Raw genomic sequence first — 18,859 nt, forward strand, 5'->3', positions numbered from 1 at the left:
CTCTATGAAAAATTTATATGCCGTTGCTTTTCTTTTCCTTATCGGAATTAATATGAAAGCACAAGAATCAGATTTCCCTAAAAATGAAGCAAAACTAAATATTGCTAATACCATTGCCATTGCATCGGTAGAAGTTGGTTATGAAAGGTTTATTGGTTTTAATCAATCTGTAGACGTAGAGTTTTTAATTAACGACCGCATCAACTATCATAGCGAAAAAGGGTCACGTAAATTTAATACCAACAGTATTAAATTAGGGTACAATTATTATTTCGGGAAAGAAAATGCAGGTTCTGGTATTTACGCCAATCCTTTTGTAAAATACCGTTTTGGAGATTTTGAGCAAGAAGTAAATAACGTAATGGTAGAAACTGATATGAATGCCTTTATGGTTGGACTAGGCGCTGGTTATAAATGGAATTTTGGAGATAAATTTGTATTAGGACCTTATGTTTCTATTGCTCGAAACTTTAGTGATGAAGTAAAAGAGCGTTTTTCGGCTATTGAGTTTCACGGTGGTTTTAGTGTAGGGTATAGATTCTAAAAATATTCATTGTACAAACTCCCTAGTTCGTCCCATAAATTAGGGAGTTAAATTTATTGCTGTTTTTAAAAGAGGTTGTCTTATTAGTTTTATACTGAAACTAATACCTATCAATCCATGAAAAACTGTATAATTCCAATTCTTTTTATACTGAGCGTTTCCCGGTTATTTGCTCAGTCTCCATTTAAAAACCCAGATGATTTTCTTCAGTTAAATGAAAAAGTTCCAAAAGTCTTATTGGTTGGGAGCTTTCATTTTAATTATCCCGGGTTAGATGCTCACAAAGCCAGCGAAGATGAAAAAATAAACATCTATGCAGAAAAAAGGCAAAAAGAACTTCAAGAACTCCTAGACTACCTAAGTAAGTTTAAGCCCACCAAAATTATAGTTGAAGCTGGAGCGAACACAGGTTATCTTTTTAAAAATTACGAACATTATAAAAAAGGAACTGAAAAATTGTACGCTAATGAAAGTAGCCAAATAGGTATGCGTTTGGTTGAACGTTTTCAGTTAGACACTATTTATGGAGTAGATTCCCCTTCTTTACTTTATAAGCTTTCTTCAGGAAAAGACAGTTTAGCTTCTAAAACTTACATCGATAAAATTACCAAAAGACATTATTTTGGCGGTGATGACGAAATAAATAAACGTTACTCTAATTTTTATCATTACAAAGACAAACTTACGGTTAGCCAAACTCTTTTAGAAACCTTCACTTATATGAATTCTGATAAAGTATTGGATCGTGGTTTTGGAGCTTACATTTCTGGCGGTCAATTTACTTCTAAAGAGATGGAAGGTCCAGATGCTCTTTCTATGTTTTGGCTGAACAGAAATTTGAGAATTTACAGAAAAATACAACAAATAGGATATACCGAAAACGATCGAATTTTAGTACTGTTTGGTGCAGGACATATCTCCATACTTAAATGGTTGTTTGAATGTTCTCCAGAGTTCGAATTGGTAAAGTTTAATTCGCTATAAATTATGAGAAAGTATATTTTCTTGTTTTGGGCAATTATATTAACCCAAAACATAACCGCTCAAGAGAAAGAGGTTTTACTCATCGGTACAATGCACACAGTTCCAAAAATTGTAAAAAACAGCTATAAACCTTTACTAAAAAGAGCCTTAAAATACAATCCGGAAGCTATTTATGTAGAAACTCCTCGCGCCAATGATACCATTAGCTGGGAATATCTAAAAGATGGGTGGTCTAAGAATTATAAGAAGTTTTACTTTTTAGCCGATTCTCTTCAGCAACATTTCAACTTTAGCTCAAAACAACTCAATTTTTTGTTGAAGAAAGATTTCAGTAAATTGTCTCATCAAGATTTAGATGTAATTATCAATTCTTTTGGTTATTTAAGAGATTATGCTAATTACGATTTTTACAGATATATTCAGAAATATGGTGTAGAAGGTTCTGCAAAACCAACACAACACGAAGATGGAGATTTAACGGCTAAATTAGCCATTCAGTTAAACATTAAACGTTTAATGGCTATGGATGACCAACAAACCAATAAAGAATATCATGATGCTTGGCAAAAGTGTGCTGAAGATGGAAGTAAAAATGGAGACAATAAAATAAACCAAAAACTTAACAAAAAAGATTATAATAGTGCTATTATTCCCGCACTTTTTAGAGGGTTAGGAATGCACGTAAACAAACGAAAATCTTTAGAACGCTTAGATCAACTAGCTTCTTTCTCCTATGTTAAATACAAGACCAAAAGTTGCTTATTAGGCACCAAATATTGGAACCAAAGAAATGAACGGATGTCACAAAACGTAGGCAAACAAATATTAGCAAATCAAGCAAGAAAAAGTATCGTTATTGTGGGCGCAGCACATATAATTAGACTTGAAAAGGAGTTGAAAGAGAAGTTCCCAAGTATTAAAGTTAAATTACTAAATGAATAAGAAACAAGAAATTCGCTATCACATTATCTTTTGGATACTTTTTCTTTTAATGGAAGTATTTTCTGATATCGTTTTTAAAAATGCGATAGAGAACCCAAATGAATATCTCTTACATAACCTGGAGTTTCTTGTTTTACAAATGGGCATTTTCTATTTCGTTTATCTTAAGATTGCTCCTGTAACTATTCCTGCTAAAAAGTGGACTTATTTAGTTTCAGCCTTAATTTTATGTATTCTATTATTTGCAGGCCTGCGATATGTATTAGAAGAAATCGTTTTATATAAAATCACGGGATTTCATAATTACTATCCTAACTCTCTTCGGCCTCTCTTTTATATTTTCGATAATTCTTATTATGCTTTTAGAATTATCTTACTCAGTCTTGTTTTCTATTTTGTAAAACATCAATTAAAGGTCAACCAGCAATACAATGAATTAAAATTAGAAAAGAAACAAGCAGAATTACAAGTGTTAAAATCGCAATTGAGTCCGCATTTTTTATTTAACACCCTCAACAGTTTTTATGCAGATGCCCTCGATGTGAACTCCAAACTTAGTGATGATATTTTAAAACTTTCAGAAATGCTGCGGTATGTCACTTATCAAAATGAAGAATTTGTTTTACTGAAAGATGAACTCAATTTCTTGAATAATTATATTATTCTTTTTAAAAGAAGATTTGAAGAAGGTCTATTTATAAAAAATTCTTACCCTGAATTTACAAAACCTTATAAAGTACCCACCTTACTTTTAATTCATTTTGTTGAAAATGCTTTTAAACATGGAGTTTTAAATGATGCTAAAAACCCTATTCAACTTCACATTGAAATTGTAAAAGAACAACTTGTTTTTAAAATTGAGAATGCATTTAAACCTCAAGATAATTATGACGAAAATGGGATTGGATATAAGAATATTACACAACGTTTACAGTTAATGTTTGGAAAGAATTATCAACTTAAACATTTTCAAAAAGAAAATAAGTATTTTGTAGAACTACAACTCCCTTTAAAAAAATAAAATGTCAAATCTCTTTACGTGCATAATTGTAGATGACGAACCCCCTGCAATTCGGGTTATAGAAAAATTCATAAGTCAATTGAAAGGTTTAGAGCTTATAGCTTCTTCTTCTAATGCACTTGAGGGGTTGGAGCTTATTCAGCAAAAACAACCCGATATTGTTTTCTTAGATATACAAATGCCAGATTTAACGGGAATTCAACTATCAAAATTGATAGATCCAAACGTAAATATTATTTTCACGACCGCTTATTCTCAATTTGCTGTAGAAGGTTTTGAGCTAAATGCTGTAGATTATCTTTTAAAACCTATTGCTTTCCCTAGGTTTATTGAAGCTGTTGAGAAGGTAAAAAAGAAGAAAACTTCAGTAAAAGAAACTTCAAACCTCCACAATGAAGAGTATTTCTTTGTAAAAACAGATGGGAAAAATAAATTCCGTAAAGTAAAATTATCTGACATTCTCTTTGCCGAAAGTATTAAAAATTACGTCATCATACATACTGAGGTTGAGCAGTTAGTCACCTACAACACCTTAAAAAACATTCAAGAAAGTTTACCAAAATCTAAGTTTATTAAAATTCATAAATCGTATATCGTAGCTTTAGATAAAGTTGAAAAAACCGATAATTATGAGGTATGGATAAACGGAAAAGACCTCCCGTTAGGGGACACTTACAGAAGTGAATTTTTCAAAAGAATACACGATAAAAAACTATAAGCTCAACTTTACTTCTTCTACCCAAATTGCTTTGCGGTGATTTAATTTTAACTTATAAAAACCAACTTTAAACCGTTGGGTTTTGTATTTTTATAAATATGAAACTCTTTCAGTTATTAATTCTATTTGTTATTTGTTTTGCGTGCAAAGCACAAAACCCTATTATAAATATAGAAGATGATGATGGTTCTGAAATAACCAATGCCTATTATAAAGATAACAATAACCTTCTTGACCCATTTGTGGGAACTTGGGTGTTTGATAATGGCACCCAATACTTAAAGATAGTTTTTGAAAAAAAGACGATGGTCGATGCGGGGGATTATTATGAAGATTTATTGATAGGCGAATTTCAATATAAAGAAAATGGTATAGAACTTACCAATACTTTAGATAAGCTTACCGATCCATTTCTACCATACGTTTATCACCACAGTATTGATGGTAATTATATAAATACTTACCAACACACTCCTTTTAACGATTATACCTCAGATGTTTTTAGAATAGAATTGATTATGTGTGAACCTAATGGTTGTTCTAGTAACTTAGATGTAAGAACAGCAACCATAAATGGGCAACAAGCCATTCAAATATTTAAACGTGGTGGTATTATAACTGTAGAACGTGGTGATCCACCACTACCAGAGGCTATTATTCCTGGAGGTTTTTATTATCTCATAAAACAACACTAATATTTATTTAAAACAAAAACGCCCTCACTATTTAAAGCGAGGGCGTTTTTAATATGATAAATTCTAATTCCTAGAATCTTATAAATCAAATTTAATTCCTTGTGCCAATGGCAACTCTGTAGTATAGTTAATCGTGTTGGTTTGCCTACGCATATAAACTTTCCAAGCATCACTACCAGATTCTCTACCTCCTCCGGTTTCTTTTTCACCACCAAAAGCACCACCAATCTCAGCTCCAGAAGTTCCAATATTTACATTCGCAATTCCGCAGTCAGATCCTTCTACAGAAAGGAAACGTTCTGCTTCACGCAAATTATTAGTCATAATTGCAGAAGAAAGTCCTTGGCGTACTCCGTTTTGTAATTCTAATGCATCAGCCACATCGCCTTTGTACTTCATAATGTAAAGTACTGGAGCAAATGTTTCGTGTTGTACAATTTCAAAGTGATTTTCCGCTTCAGCGATAGCAGGTTTTACGTAGCATCCGCTTTCGTAACCTTCTCCTTCTAATACACCACCTTCAACTAAAATTTTACCACCTTCTTGAACAACTTTGTCAAGTGCATTTTGGTAATTTTTTACTGAATCTTTATCAATTAATGGACCAACGTGATTGCTCTCATCTAATGGGTTTCCGATTTTTATTTGCTTATAAGCGTCCACGACAGCGTCTTTTACTTTATCGTATATATCTTCGTGAACAATTAAACGACGTGTAGAAGTACAACGTTGTCCACAAGTTCCTACCGCTCCAAAAACAGCTCCGATTACGGTATTTTTAATATTAGCATCTGGGGTTACGATAATCGCATTGTTTCCGCCAAGCTCTAATAAAGTTTTCCCTAAACGTCCTGCTACTTCTTTCGCTACGATTTTCCCCATTCGGGTAGAACCTGTTGCAGAAATTAAAGGTACGCGCTCATCTTTGGTCATCATTTCACCTACCGTATAATCTCCTGTAATTAAACAAGAAATTCCTTCTGGAACTCCGTTTTCAGAAAATACACGTGCTGCGATATTTTGACAAGCTACAGAAGTTAATGGAGTTTTCTCTGAACCTTTCCAAATACAAGCATCTCCACAAACCCAAGCTAAAGCAGTATTCCAAGACCAAACAGCAACTGGAAAGTTAAATGCAGAAATTACTCCTACTACCCCTAATGGATGGTATTGTTCGTACATTCTATGTCCTGGACGCTCTGAATGCATCGTTAAACCGTGTAACTGACGAGAAAGACCTACAGCAAAATCGCAGATATCGATCATTTCTTGTACTTCACCCAAACCTTCTTGGTAAGATTTACCCATTTCATAAGAAACCAATTTCCCTAAAGGTTCTTTTAAACGACGTAGTTCATCGTTAAATTTTCTAACAATTTCACCACGTTGTGGAGCCGGCATCGTTCTCCATTCTTTAAAAGCTTTTTCTGCAGTAGTGATTACTTTTTCATAATCTTCTTTAGTAGTCGCTTTTACTTTACCGATTAACGCTCCATCTACTGGAGAGTAAGATTCGATGATTTCTCCATTAGAAAAAAAATCTTTTCCCGTAGAAGTACCGTTATTTATATCTTGTAAGCCTAATTCTTTTAGGGCTTTATCTATTCCAAATTCTTTAGCAATCTGACTCATTAATGTGATAATTTTATTATTAATTAATTGATTCTTCGCAAAAATAACAAAAATGAAGCATTAATCCTCGTCTGCGACGAAACGTTTATCTACATCCATCACCGTACCACAATTATTGCAGGTTCTTAATTCTTTACTTCCGTAGAAATGCTTAAAATGTTTAAGAAAATCTACCTCTATATCTTCTAGCGGAAAATACACTTCATATAACTTATGATTGCAGTTGTCACAAAACCAAAGTAATCCATCTTTGCCTGGTAACTCTTTTCGTTTTCTTTCTATTACTAAACCAATAGAGTTCTCTCCTCTTGCAGGCGAATGAGGAACTTTTGCTGGGTGTAAATACATATCCCCTGGTCCCAACTTCATGGTTTTCTTTTCTCCGTTTTCCTGAATGTGTACTTCTATATTCCCCTCTAATTGGTAAAACAATTCTTCGGTTTCATTATAATGATAATCTTTTCTTGCATTGGGTCCTGCCACGATCATCACAATATAATCACCCGCATCTTTATACAAATTTTTATTACCTACCGGAGGTTTTAAAGTATCTCTATTTTCTTCAATCCACTTATTTAAATTAAAAGGTTTCTGAATTCCCATAGTTAATTTTTTATTCTATTTAGTAAACACAGTGTTTTTAGTTTTCCTAAAATTACTTAATTATTCATAAAGTGGAAAGATTTATACTCCTAATCGTATTGATTCTCATTTTTACTTGTAAAGAGTATAGAAGCTCGCTTAACGCGGAAAGAAATACTGCCGAAATTAAAAATAAAAAAGTAGCCAACTACAGTATCGCTATTCACGGCGGCGCAAGTTATATTAAAAAAGAAATCATTAGCAACAGCTTAGAAAAAGTATATCATGATAAATTAAAAGAATCCACTACCAAAAGAAATGAAATTTTAAAAAATGGAGGTTTTGCAATAGAAACGGTAAAACAAACCCTAAATCTAATGGAAGATTCCCCTTTATTTAATTCTGGCAAAGTAGCATCATTCTTCCATACAGAAAAACCCGAATTAGATGATTTAATAAAATAGAATAGAATACAAAGAATTGAGCTGAAAATAATTGAGTTTACATGAAGCTGTGAAAAAAGTATTCTATGAGAAACAGCTCACCTAAGAGTAAATGCAGGTATTATTGCTGTCGATTATTTAAATAATTTCGTGAGTGAGTCTAACACAACTGGAATGTTTAGAGCTAGCTATATTAGTAACAAATTAATTACTGAGATTTTTGAAGAAAAATAAAGATCACATTTGTTATTTAAACTTTATTTAACAGCAAATTAACTTCGCTTAGTTCGGTTTGTTCCGAACTAATATATATTTTTGCGTCATTATTTATTTACTCAATTATGACAAAAGAGATATGCAGTAAAAAAATGGCCCTTGTAGAAAAACTAGGAGTTCATTTTGAAAATAGAGAAAATTTAGCGCCTGTAGCAGCTAGAATATTATCTTACATCGTTCTCACAGGAAAATCTGGAGCCACTTTTGAAGAAATGGTGTCTTTACTTTGCGCTAGCAAAAGCACAATTTCCACCCATCTAAATCACTTACAAGATTTAAAAAAGATAGAATACTTCACTAAAACTGGTGACCGTAAAAAGTACTTCATTATTAATAAAAATTCGGTTCTACATCACATAGATGGTATGATAAAAGAATGGGAAACTACGAGAAATCTTCATTTAGAAATAAGGGATTATAAGCAAACCATCAATGATCATATTACTGATGAAGATACCGAAAAGTTTGAATTGTCATTTCATAATGATTACCTCAAATTTCTAGATGAAGCTTCAAGCTCTATAAAAGAATTAAAAGAAAACCTTATAAACAATAAATTCAATCTTTAATACAATGAAAAAAAATTCATTATTATTCATATTAAGTAGCATAAGCGTGCTACTATTTGTAGTAAGCTGTGGCGATAAAGAAAATAAACAAGCTGCAACTGCTCAACAACAAGCTTTACCATTTCCTGTAACTCAATTAGAACAAAAAACCGTTACTGGTTATACCGAATATCCTACTAATATTGAAGGTGTCGTAAATAGTGATGTAAGAGCAAAAGTTGCAGGTTACGTTCAACAGGTATTGGTAGATGAAGGTGAAAAAGTAAGCAAAGGACAAGTGTTATTTAAATTAGAAACACAGTCTCTATCACAAGATGCAAGTGCAGCAAAAGCTCGTGTTAATGTAGCTCAAGTTGAGGTAGATAAGCTTATTCCTTTAGTTGAAAAAAACATTATTAGCTCGGTACAATTAGAAACTGCAAAAGCTAATTTAGCCCAAGCAAAAGCTAATTACAGTAGTGTTTCTGCTAATATTGGTTACGCAACTATTAAGAGTCCTGTTAATGGTTACGTGGGTAAGATTAATTATAGAGAAGGAGCGTTAATAAGTTCTAACGATTCTACTCCTTTAACTACGGTTAGTGATATTAGTAAAGTATATGCTTTTTTTAGTTTGAATGAAACCCAGTATATAGATTTTATACAAAATACTGAAGGGAAAAATATATCAGAAAAACTGGCTAATTTCCCTAAAGTCAATTTGGTACTTGCCAATGGAAGTGTGTATGATGAAAAAGGAAAAATTGAAACAACTTCTGGACAAATTAATCAAAATACAGGTACTGTAAGCTTTAGAGCTATTTTTGATAACCCTAACCAATTAGTAACTAACGGAAATAGTGGTAAGATACAAATCCCTACTCAGTATGAAAATGCAACTGTAGTTCCACAAGATGCAACCTATGAGCAACAAGGTAATGTTATGCTTTTTAAACTTGGAGATGATAATAAAGTAATCGCTTCAATTATAAAAATAAAAGCTACAGTAGACAATTTGTACGTAGTTGAATCTGGTGTGAGTGCAGATGATACTATTGTTATTTCTGGGGTTGGTAAGTTAAGTAGCGGAATGGCTATTTCTCCTCAAGAAACATCTTTCGATAAAGCCATTGAACCCGTAGCTACTTTATTTAAATACTAGTTAACTAAAAATATAGATCATCATGTTAAAAACATTTATTGAAAGACCCGTTCTTTCAACAGTAATCTCTATAATCATAGTTATGCTAGGGGTTATTAGCATAACCAGCTTACCTATAGAGGAATATCCAGATATTGCACCTCCCACTATTAAAGTGACCGCAAACTATACAGGTGCAAATGCAGAAACAGTATTAGAAAGTGTAATTGTTCCTATTGAAGAACAAATTAATGGTGTAGAAGGGATGACCTACATAACCTCTACGGCTTCTAACACGGGTACTGCAGAAATTACGGTTTATTTTGACCAAGAAATTGATGCCGATATTGCAGCAGTGAATGTGCAAAACCGTGTGGCTAGAGCAAACCCATTATTACCTCAAGAGGTAATCCAAACTGGGGTAACTACACAAAAGCAAGAAACAAGTGCTTTAATGTTCATCTCTATGTATTCTGAAAGTGAGAATTACGATGCTACATTTATTCAGAATTATTTAAAAATTAATGTGATTCCTGCCATGCAACGTATTAGCGGTGTAGGAGATGTTAGTGTATTTTCTCAACAGGATTATGCGATGAGAATATGGCTTAAACCTGAAAAATTAGCAGCCTATAATCTAATCCCTTCTGATGTTTCAGCGGCTTTAGCAGAACAAAACTTAGAAGCAGCAGCTGGGTCATTAGGTGAAAATAACGGAGAATCGTTTTCGTACACATTAACGTATAGTGGTCGTTTTAAAGACGAGAGTCAATACAGTGACATTGTAATTAAAGCTTTAGGAAACGGAGAGTTTTTACGCTTAAAAGACGTAGCTACCATAGAGTTAGATGCTCAGTCTTATGCTTCTAATGCTATGAGTTTAGGAAATCCTGCAGTATTTATGGGAATCTTCCAAACCAAAGGTTCCAATGCTCAAGAAATTATTGAAAACATTAAGCTAACTTTAGACGACGTAGAAGAAGATTTACCAGAGGGCTTAGATATTTTTGTGCCTTATGATACGAGTTTATTCTTAAACGCTTCTATAGATAAAGTGGTAACCACCTTATTAGAAGCCTTTTTACTTGTCTTTTTAGTGGTATTTATCTTCCTACAAGATTTTAGATCTACATTAATTCCTGCCATTGCGGTACCTGTATCTATTATTGGTACGTTCTTTTTCTTAAGTGTTTTTGGCTATTCGATTAACTTATTAACGCTCTTTGCTTTAGTCCTCGCTATTGGTATTGTAGTAGATGATGCCATTGTTGTGGTAGAGGCTGTACACGCCAAGATGGATGATGGGGAGAAAAATCCTAAAAAGGCAACACTAACGGCTATGAACGAAATTTCTGGTGCTATTATCTCTATTACTTTAGTGATGGCAGCAGTATTTATTCCTGTAACTTTTGTGACAGGGCCTACGGGAGTTTTCTATGAGCAGTTTGGAGTTACTTTAATTATTGCGATTTTAATTTCTGCGGTAAACGCTTTAACTCTAAGTCCGGCATTATGTGCTTTACTTTTAAAGGAACACAAAGAGGACAAAGAATTGAAAGGAAAAAATCCGTTACAACGTTTTTACACTTTATTTAATCGTGGTTTTAACGCTACTATTAATAAATATGGAAAATCACTTCAGTTTTTATACAGAAGAAAATTTGTTTCGGTACTTCTATTAATTATTGCCGTAGTTGGTATTTATTGGGCTGCAAATAACACCCCAACAGGGTTTGTGCCTAATGAAGATAGAGGGATTATTTTTGCGAATATAGAATTGCCGCCAGGGGCTTCTTTAGATAGAACAAATGCTGTTGCTAATGAGTTATATGGCAACGTAAAAGATATTGAAGGTGTTGCTGGAGTTAACTTTATTAAAGGTAGAAGTTTAATTAGTGGAGCAGGAAGCAACTTTGGATTTGGAATTATAAAATTAGATGATTGGGGAGATCGTGAAGGTGAATCTCTTTCTGCGGAAGCTATAACAGGAAAATTATTTGGTATAGCTGCTGGTATTCCAGAAGCAAATATCATTTTCTTTTCTCCACCAAGTATTCGTGGGTTTGGTAATTCTTCTGGTTTTGAAATAAATTTATTAGACAAATTTGGAGGTGAATTTACAGATCTAGATAAGGCGAATAAAGATTTTACGATGGCCTTAATGAAGCATCCAGAAATTAAATATGCTACCTCATCTTTTAATACTAGTTATCCTCAATATGAAATGGAGGTAAATGTTCCATTGGCGAAAGAAAAGGGAGTTTCTATTACCAGTATTTTTTCCACCTTACAGGGTTATATTGGAGGTATTTATGCGTCAGATTTTTCAAGATTTGGAAAACAATTTAGGGTTTACATACAAGCTCTTCCAGAAGATAGAGCAGATGAAAATGCACTAAACAGTATGTATGTAAGAACCGATAGTGGGGAGATGACACCTATTACACAATTTGTTAATTTAAAGCGTGTATATGGACCACAATCGGTGACACGTTTCAATTTGTTCAACTCTACATCAATAACAGGAGCTACAAATGAAGGCTTTAGTACAGGAGATGCCATTAGGGTAATTGAAGAAGAAGTTGCTAAACTTCCTAACAATTATACCGTAGCTTATTCTGGTTTAACACGAGAAGAAGTAAATGCAGGAAACCAAACTACATTTATATTCATTCTTAGTATTCTATTTGTATACTTTTTATTAAGTGCACAATATGAAAGTTACTTATTGCCGTTCGCCGTTGTATTATCATTACCATTTGGAGTTTTTGGAGCTTATATAAGTACGAATTTCTTCGGATTAGAAAACAATATCTATTTCCAAATTGCACTCATTATGCTTATTGGCTTGCTCGCCAAAAACGCTATTTTAATTGTAGAGTTTGCTTTACAGCGGAGAAAAATGGGAGAGTCAATTGTAAATGCGGCTATAGACGGAGCTAAATCTCGTTTGAGACCTATACTAATGACATCCTTTGCCTTTATCTTAGGATTAATGCCTCTAGTGTTAGCAAAAGGTGTAGGAGCCGAAGGGAATAACTCTATAGGAACTGGAGCAGCTGGAGGAATGTTAATAGGAACTGTTTTTGGAGTTTTTGTTATCCCTATACTCTTTATTCTATTTCAATGGCTACAAGAAAAAATCTCTGGAGAACCAAAATTTATAGTTGAACATTCTGAAGAAAATAAATAATATGAAATCTATTATAAATAATAAATCTTGGCAAAGAGTAGCTTTAATGTCTACTCTTGCCATTACACTTCAAAGCTGTTTTGTTGCTAAAGATTATGAGCAACCTGAGATTATTCAAGAAGAAAATTTTAGAACAGACAATTTACCACAAGATAGTATTACTATGGCCGAGGTTTCTTGGCGAGATATGTTTACCGATCCTATTTTGCAAGAACATATAGATGAAGGATTAAAGAACAACATAGATATACGAGTAGCTTTACAGCAAATTATTTCCGCGGAAGCGTATTTAAAACAAGGAAAAGCAGGTTATTTCCCTTCCATTACAGGGAGTGGGACTTTTACTAGAAATTATTTTTCTAAAAACGGTCAATTAGGCTTGCAACTTGGAAACTCTGGAACCGGAGGAGGAATTGGAGATCACATAGATCTTTATGACCTTTCTGCCAACTTATCTTGGGAAGCAGACATTTGGGGAAAAATAAGAAGTAATAAAAGAGCTTTTGAAGCAAGTTACTTGCAAAGTGTGGCTGCCCACCAAGCAGTAAAAACAACACTTGTATCTAAGATCGCTTCTTCTTATTATCAATTACTTTCTTTAGATGAACAGAAAAAAGTTACTGAAAGAACTATAGAAAACCGTGAAAAAAGTTTAGAAACTAATAAGGCTTTAAAAGAAGCTGGCAGTATTACAGAAGTTGGTGTAAAACAAACTGAAGCACAATTATATACTGCTAAAGCTATTTTAATAGACATTAATAATCAAATTAGATTGTTGGAGAACACAATGTCTATTTTATTAGGGAAAGAGCCCTCTACTATTGCTAGAGCAGAATTAGAGGATCAAGAAATAGAAACCGAACTTAAAACAGGTGTTCCTGCACAATTACTAAAAAATCGTCCAGATTTAATAGCAGCAGAATATAGCTTGGTAAATGCTTTTGAATTAACTAATGTAGCACGCTCTAATTTCTACCCTTCTATTACCTTAAATGCTACTGGTGGTTTACAAGCTTTAGAGTTTGATAAATTATTTGATACGCAATCCTTATTTGCCACTTTAATTGGAGGTATTACTCAGCCTATTTTTAATAAAAGACAAATAAGAACACAATTTGAAGTTGCAGAATCTCAACAAGAACAAGCTCGTCTTCAGTTTAGACAAGCTTTTCTAACTGCTACTAAGGAAGTTGCAGATGCTTTATATAATTATGAAGCAGCTACAGATAAAATAGATGTAAAGCAAAAAGAGTTTGAAGCTTATGATATTGCTACACAGTATTCTGAAGAATTATTAAATAATGGTTTAGCTAATTATCTAGAAGTGCTAACTGCACGTGAAAATGCATTAAATTCTAGTCTAGATTTAATCAACGCTAAATACATTCAGTTAAACTCAATGGTCAATTTATATGAAGCCTTAGGTGGCGGTTGGCAATAAAGATTGTTTTATTTATTTTTTTTGGTTAGTGTAAAAGTCTTGTGCGAAAGTGCAAGGCTTTTTACTTTAAAGTCCCTCCTTTAGCGGTCCACCAAGGGTGTATTTCTACTTCTAACCTCCCTGCTTTCACCATAGGGTCTAAATTTGCTAAACTATCGGCCATTTTTAGATTAGGAGTATTATAAACAACAATTCCTCTTAGATCTCCATCATCTCCAAAAGGTCCAGTTAAACTTGTATATCCCTCTTTAGCCATACGCTCCAAATGGATCAAATGTTTTTCTTGCAATTTCGCCGTTTCTAAAGAATCTTGATTTCTTTTTTTGCCCGCTTTTAAAAACACCATAAAATATTGTTGCATTAGATAAGTGGTGTCTCCTTCTTTGTAATGAAATACTTGATAACCTTTTTCTTTTAATTGTTCAGTTCTCTGTTCTATACTAAGTTCTAAACTTTCTTTATCTTTTGTTATTACGCTATCTTTTGCAAATCCCTCTTTTTTATCGTGATCTTTTAAAGCTTCTTCGCAAGAAGTAAAAGCAGCTAGTACTAATAAAAATGTTATTGTTCTTTTCATTTTACCAAGTTGTATATGGTTTATTAATTAATGCAGAATTGTAATATTTTAAATCTCCCGTAACTTCTTTACCTATCCAGGCTGGTAAAGACACTTTTTCTTTTTCTGAATTTAACTCTACTTCGGCAATACATAAACCTTCGTTATCCTTATAAAATTCATCTACTTCGAAAGTGTGATTTTCAAATTTTACTAAAAAACGTTGCTTTTCAATTTGTCCTGGCTCACATAATTTTAATAGTTCTTCTGCTTCCGCTAAGGGAATCGTTTTTTCCCATTCAAATCTTGACAATCCACTAGAAGAAGATTTACCTTTTACGGTTATAAATGCCTTTTCTCCTGTAATACGTATGCGTGTGGTTCTTTCTTTATGAGAATTAAGGTAACCTTGTTTGATGTAAAAAGAGTCATAAGCTTCCTTTTTAAAGGAGTTATCTTTCAGTAAAAATTTTCTTTCTATCTCTTGCATCTACTGGATTTTAATTTACAGATGAGCGACAAAACTAGTCATCTTATATTATTTTTATTTACTTCTCTAAAATTAAATCAAAATTTACCTACTTTTAACTATTAGTTAGAGTCTTAGAACTTCATATATATGAAAAAACAATTTACCTTTTTTTCTTTTTTATTCCTCATTGTTTTTCATTTAGCAAGCTTTGCTAATGTTGTTCCTCTACAAGCAGTTGCCAAAGACTCTACATCTAATCAAAATGACATTTTAAAAACCCGTAACGGTTTTCCAGTGATAGGAAAGCAAAAAGAAGAGCTCTTTTCTATTTATACAAAATCGGGATCTTTAAGCGCTGCAGAAAGAGCTTCGCTAATTTCAGAAAGAATTCAAGAAATTAAATTTGAAACTTTCTCTGCAGATTCTCTTACAATCGCCAAACTAGAAAATGAAACCGATATTCTTTACGGAAAAAACATTTTAATAAGTCTTACGAGTCGAGATGCTCTTGCTAACGAAACCACGATAGATTCACTTTCTAAAGCTTATCTAGTTATTGTAGAAGCCAATCTAAATCAACAAACCGAAAGCTTTGTACCCGTAAATATCTTTTTAAAAATAGGCCTCACCGTTTTAATTCTTTTAGGCTTATGGTTGGCCTTAAAACTCATTGCTTTTGTAGATAAAAAAACCATTTTATTTATAGAAAAGCACAAAAGCAAATGGCTAAAAAGTCTTACTTATAACAATTACACTTTTATTACTCCAGAGCAAGAGCTGACTGTAATTCTGTTTCTGGTGAGGATTGTAAAATGGGTTTTAATTTTATTAATAGTCTATATTTTCTTTCCACTAATTTTTAGTGTGTTTGAATTCACCAGAGGTTGGTCTGACTATTTATTTGATTTAATCTGGTCATCTTTTAAACAGATATTTACAGCCATTTGGAGCTATTTTCCTAATATTATAAAAATCGCTGCTATCATACTTGTTATGAGGTATTTTATGCGATTTGTTAGGTATATTTTTTCAGAAATTCAAGATAAAAAATTAGAGATCTCAGGCTTTCATCAAGATTGGGCGATGCCAACATTTACTATTGTTCGGTTTTTGTTGTACGCTTTTATGTTTGTGTTGATATTCCCATTATTACCAGGATCAGATTCTAACATTTTTAAAGGAGTTTCGGTATTTCTTGGGGTTTTACTTTCTTTAGGATCTTCATCTGCCATTGCCAATATGGTTGCAGGTTTGGTGATTACCTATATGCGTCCTTTTAAAATTGGAGATCGTATTAATATTGGCAACACTTCTGGAAATGTGGTAGAAAAGACATTGTTAGTCACGCGTTTAAGAACCATCAAAAACGAAGAAATTACCATTCCTAATTCAGCTGTTCTTAACGGAAATACAATTAATTACTCTTCCTATGGAGAACAAGAAGGTTTAATTATAAATACTACGGTTACGCTAGGGTATGATATCCCTTATAAAAAAGTAAATGAAGCATTAATTGAAGCTGCTTTAAGAACAAATGCCATCCAAAAGAAGCCACAACCCTTTGTTTTGCAAACCAGTTTAGATGATTTTTATGTTTCGTATCAATTAAATGCTTACACCAAAGAACCCAACAAACAGGCTTTAATATATTCAGAATTGCATCAAAATATTCAGGATTGTTGCAATGAAATGGATATTGAAATCTTATCGCCGCATTATCGAGCGCAGCGTGACGGAAGTATGACTACCATCCCTGCAGATTATTTAGATAAGGACTATAAAGCGCCTCCTTTTCATGTCAATATTCAAAAAGAAGATAATTAATGATTAGACTAGTTTTTTTATCTCTTCAGATTCTATAATTTGCTTATTAGATTGAGAATTAGCCAATACTAGCATTGCATTAGCAATGGTTGATGCAGAAATAGATCGATATTTTTTTAAGGGACCTAACATCGCAAAATTGGCAATCTTCATGATTTGTTTCCATAAAAATTCAAACGGACGTTTTTCTTTCCGTTTACCGGAAATTAATGAAGGTCGTAGAATGTAAGTATGTTTTATTTCTTGTTGAAGAACATTAGCTTCTGCCCTTCCTTTAATCTGATTGTAAAAAAACCGACTTTCTAAATCCGCGCCAAGCGCAGAAATCATTATAAAAGTATTTATTTGATTCTCTTTTGCTAATACTGAAGCTTGTGTAGGAATACCAACATCTACCTTTTCATAAACGTCATTATTAGGGGTTTTCTTTTGAGTGCTCCCAATACAACAAAAAACCTCATCGCCTGTAAAATGATTTTTTTGTTCGGTTAACCGAAGTAAATCTACTTTAAATTCTACCAATTTTAGATGGGTAAAGCCAAGGCTTCTTCTAGTAAAAACTTTTACTTTCTCATAGCGTTCATCTTTAAGAAGTTGGTCTAATAAAAGTCCGCCAGTTAACCCTGTTGCTCCTAATACAATAGCTGTTTTTCTCTTTTTCATCTTATAAAGATAAAAAATATACGAATCGTTTTAAGTAAAAGCACTATTCATAAAACATGTTTTAACTTTGTAGTTAATGACACTACGCAAAATAATTCATGTAGATATGGATGCTTTTTACGCTTCTGTAGAGCAACTCGATAATCCCGAATTACGAGGAAAAGCAATTGCTGTAGGTGGAGGTTCTAAACGCGGCGTAGTGAGTGCTGCTAGTTATGAGGCTCGTAAATTTGGAGTGAAAAGTGCTATGAGCGGTGCTTTGGCTCAAAAACTTTGTCCGCATCTTATCTTTGTCAAATCAAATTTTGATCGTTACCGAGAAGTTTCTCAACAGATAAGAAAAATTTTCTTTGAGTATACAGATTTGGTCGAACCACTTTCTTTAGACGAGGCGTATTTAGATGTGACCGAGAATAAAATGGGCAATCCCAGTGCTACCTTAATTGCCCAAGAAATTAGAGAGAAGATAAAAGAAAAAACAGGTTTAAATGCTTCTGCAGGAATATCTATCAATAAATTTGTAGCCAAAATTGCCAGCGATTATAACAAGCCTAACGGCCAAAAAACGGTTTATCCCAAAGAGATTGCCTCTTTTTTAGAAGCTTTAGAAATTAGAAAATTTCATGGGGTGGGAAAAGTTACTGCAGAGAAAATGTATGGATTAGGGATTTTTACAGGAAGAGATCTAAAAGAGAAATCCCTAGAGTTTTTAGCTGAAAATTTCGGTAAAAGCGGTCCGTATTATTATAACGCTGTACGCGGAATTCACTTAAGCGAGGTCAAACCTAACCGCATTAGAAAATCTTTGGGTGCCGAGCGTACTTTTTCTGAAAATATTTCTTCGGAAGTCTATATGTTAGAACGCTTAGAGCACATTGCCGAAGAGATTGAACGCAGACTAAAAAAGAGTAAAGTCGCTGGAAAAACAGTAACTCTAAAGATAAAGTATAGTGATTTTAGTTTACACACCCGTAGTAAAACACTTTCGTATTTTATAGCTTCTAAAGAACTCATTTTAGAAACCGCAAAAGAATTGCTTTACCAAGAAAAAATGAAAGATTCAGTGAGGCTTTTAGGTATTTCTTTATCTAATTTAAATACTGATAAGAAAATAAAAGTTGAAGATGAGCCAAAAGATCTTTATATACAGCTAAAATTTAAATTTTAAACTTTTTTGTAACTTT

Annotated in this window: 18 protein-coding genes; 13 read left to right on the forward strand and 5 right to left on the reverse strand. The window is 33.0% G+C overall.

Features of this window, described 5'->3' with window-relative positions; all coding sequences use genetic code 11:
* The first annotated feature begins 4 nt into the window (after positions 1-4).
* The 6 genes from LX95_RS01700 (at position 5) to LX95_RS01725 (ending at position 4,904) form a co-directional block, all read left to right on the forward strand.
* On the forward strand, positions 5-544 hold the full coding sequence (locus LX95_RS01700) for an outer membrane beta-barrel protein (protein ID WP_111539686.1): 540 nt from the start codon (positions 5-7) through the stop codon (positions 542-544).
* A gap of 117 nt (positions 545-661) precedes the next feature.
* Positions 662-1,528, forward strand: coding sequence for a DUF5694 domain-containing protein (locus LX95_RS01705; RefSeq protein ID WP_111539687.1), 867 nt, complete (start codon positions 662-664; stop codon positions 1,526-1,528).
* 3 nt (positions 1,529-1,531) lie between these two features.
* On the forward strand, positions 1,532-2,470 hold the full coding sequence (locus LX95_RS01710) for a DUF5694 domain-containing protein (protein ID WP_111539688.1): 939 nt from the start codon (positions 1,532-1,534) through the stop codon (positions 2,468-2,470).
* Positions 2,463-3,491 (forward strand): sensor histidine kinase, encoded by a 1,029-nt coding sequence (locus LX95_RS01715; protein ID WP_111539689.1) that lies wholly within the window; start codon positions 2,463-2,465, stop codon positions 3,489-3,491. The genes LX95_RS01710 and LX95_RS01715 overlap by 8 nt, the downstream gene beginning before the upstream one ends.
* 1 nt (position 3,492) lies before the next feature.
* Positions 3,493-4,209, forward strand: a complete 717-nt coding sequence (locus LX95_RS01720) for a LytR/AlgR family response regulator transcription factor (protein ID WP_111539690.1) — start codon at positions 3,493-3,495, stop codon at positions 4,207-4,209.
* Between the two features lie 98 nt (positions 4,210-4,307).
* Positions 4,308-4,904 (forward strand): DUF6705 family protein, encoded by a 597-nt coding sequence (locus tag LX95_RS01725; RefSeq protein WP_111539691.1) that lies wholly within the window; start codon positions 4,308-4,310, stop codon positions 4,902-4,904.
* Positions 4,905-4,982: 78 nt separating this feature from the next.
* Here LX95_RS01725 and amaB read toward each other — a convergent pair whose 3' ends face one another.
* Both amaB and LX95_RS01735 read right to left on the reverse strand, forming a co-directional pair.
* On the reverse strand, positions 4,983-6,536 hold the full coding sequence (gene amaB, locus LX95_RS01730) for an L-piperidine-6-carboxylate dehydrogenase (protein ID WP_111539692.1): 1,554 nt from the start codon (positions 6,534-6,536) through the stop codon (positions 4,983-4,985).
* 60 nt (positions 6,537-6,596) lie between these two features.
* On the reverse strand, positions 6,597-7,139 hold the full coding sequence (locus LX95_RS01735; RefSeq protein ID WP_111539693.1) for a 3-hydroxyanthranilate 3,4-dioxygenase: 543 nt from the start codon (positions 7,137-7,139) through the stop codon (positions 6,597-6,599).
* A 71-nt stretch (positions 7,140-7,210) separates the two neighbouring features.
* Here LX95_RS01735 and LX95_RS01740 point away from each other — a divergent pair, with 71 nt between their 5' ends.
* From LX95_RS01740 to LX95_RS01760, 5 genes are all read left to right on the forward strand, one after another.
* Entirely contained in the window at positions 7,211-7,582 is a 372-nt protein-coding gene (locus tag LX95_RS01740) for an isoaspartyl peptidase/L-asparaginase (protein WP_170116564.1), read from the forward strand.
* A 320-nt stretch (positions 7,583-7,902) separates the two neighbouring features.
* Entirely contained in the window at positions 7,903-8,406 is a 504-nt protein-coding gene (locus LX95_RS01745; RefSeq protein WP_111539695.1) for a GbsR/MarR family transcriptional regulator, read from the forward strand.
* Positions 8,407-8,410: 4 nt separating this feature from the next.
* The gene (locus LX95_RS01750) at positions 8,411-9,547 is read left to right on the forward strand and encodes an efflux RND transporter periplasmic adaptor subunit (RefSeq protein ID WP_111539696.1); all 1,137 of its coding nucleotides are present in this window, start codon (positions 8,411-8,413) and stop codon (positions 9,545-9,547) included.
* A 22-nt stretch (positions 9,548-9,569) separates the two neighbouring features.
* A complete protein-coding gene (locus LX95_RS01755) occupies positions 9,570-12,719 on the forward strand; it encodes an efflux RND transporter permease subunit (protein ID WP_111539697.1) in 3,150 nt (1,049 codons plus the stop codon).
* Position 12,720: 1 nt separating this feature from the next.
* Positions 12,721-14,160, forward strand: coding sequence for an efflux transporter outer membrane subunit (locus tag LX95_RS01760; protein WP_111539698.1), 1,440 nt, complete (start codon positions 12,721-12,723; stop codon positions 14,158-14,160).
* A gap of 61 nt (positions 14,161-14,221) precedes the next feature.
* On the opposite strand, the gene LX95_RS01765 is transcribed toward LX95_RS01760, so the two are convergent.
* Both LX95_RS01765 and LX95_RS01770 read right to left on the reverse strand, forming a co-directional pair.
* Entirely contained in the window at positions 14,222-14,737 is a 516-nt protein-coding gene (locus LX95_RS01765) for a YciI family protein (RefSeq protein WP_111539699.1), read from the reverse strand.
* A gap of 1 nt (position 14,738) precedes the next feature.
* Complete coding sequence (locus LX95_RS01770) at positions 14,739-15,206, reverse strand: CYTH domain-containing protein (protein ID WP_111539700.1); 468 nt, start codon at positions 15,204-15,206, stop codon at positions 14,739-14,741.
* 129 nt (positions 15,207-15,335) lie between these two features.
* Here LX95_RS01770 and LX95_RS01775 point away from each other — a divergent pair, with 129 nt between their 5' ends.
* On the forward strand, positions 15,336-17,012 hold the full coding sequence (locus LX95_RS01775; RefSeq protein WP_111539701.1) for a mechanosensitive ion channel family protein: 1,677 nt from the start codon (positions 15,336-15,338) through the stop codon (positions 17,010-17,012).
* A 3-nt stretch (positions 17,013-17,015) separates the two neighbouring features.
* Here the strand turns inward: LX95_RS01775 and LX95_RS01780 are convergent, their stop codons facing one another.
* On the reverse strand, positions 17,016-17,675 hold the full coding sequence (locus LX95_RS01780) for an NAD(P)H-binding protein (protein ID WP_111539702.1): 660 nt from the start codon (positions 17,673-17,675) through the stop codon (positions 17,016-17,018).
* Between the two features lie 76 nt (positions 17,676-17,751).
* On the opposite strand from LX95_RS01780, the gene dinB reads away from it, so the two are divergent.
* On the forward strand, positions 17,752-18,843 hold the full coding sequence (gene dinB, locus LX95_RS01785; protein WP_111539703.1) for a DNA polymerase IV: 1,092 nt from the start codon (positions 17,752-17,754) through the stop codon (positions 18,841-18,843).
* Positions 18,844-18,859: the final 16 nt, after the last annotated feature.

Origin of the sequence: Mesonia algae, assembly GCF_003253545.1 — a bacterium.
In the GTDB taxonomy this organism is placed as follows: Bacteria; Bacteroidota; Bacteroidia; order Flavobacteriales; family Flavobacteriaceae; genus Mesonia; species Mesonia algae.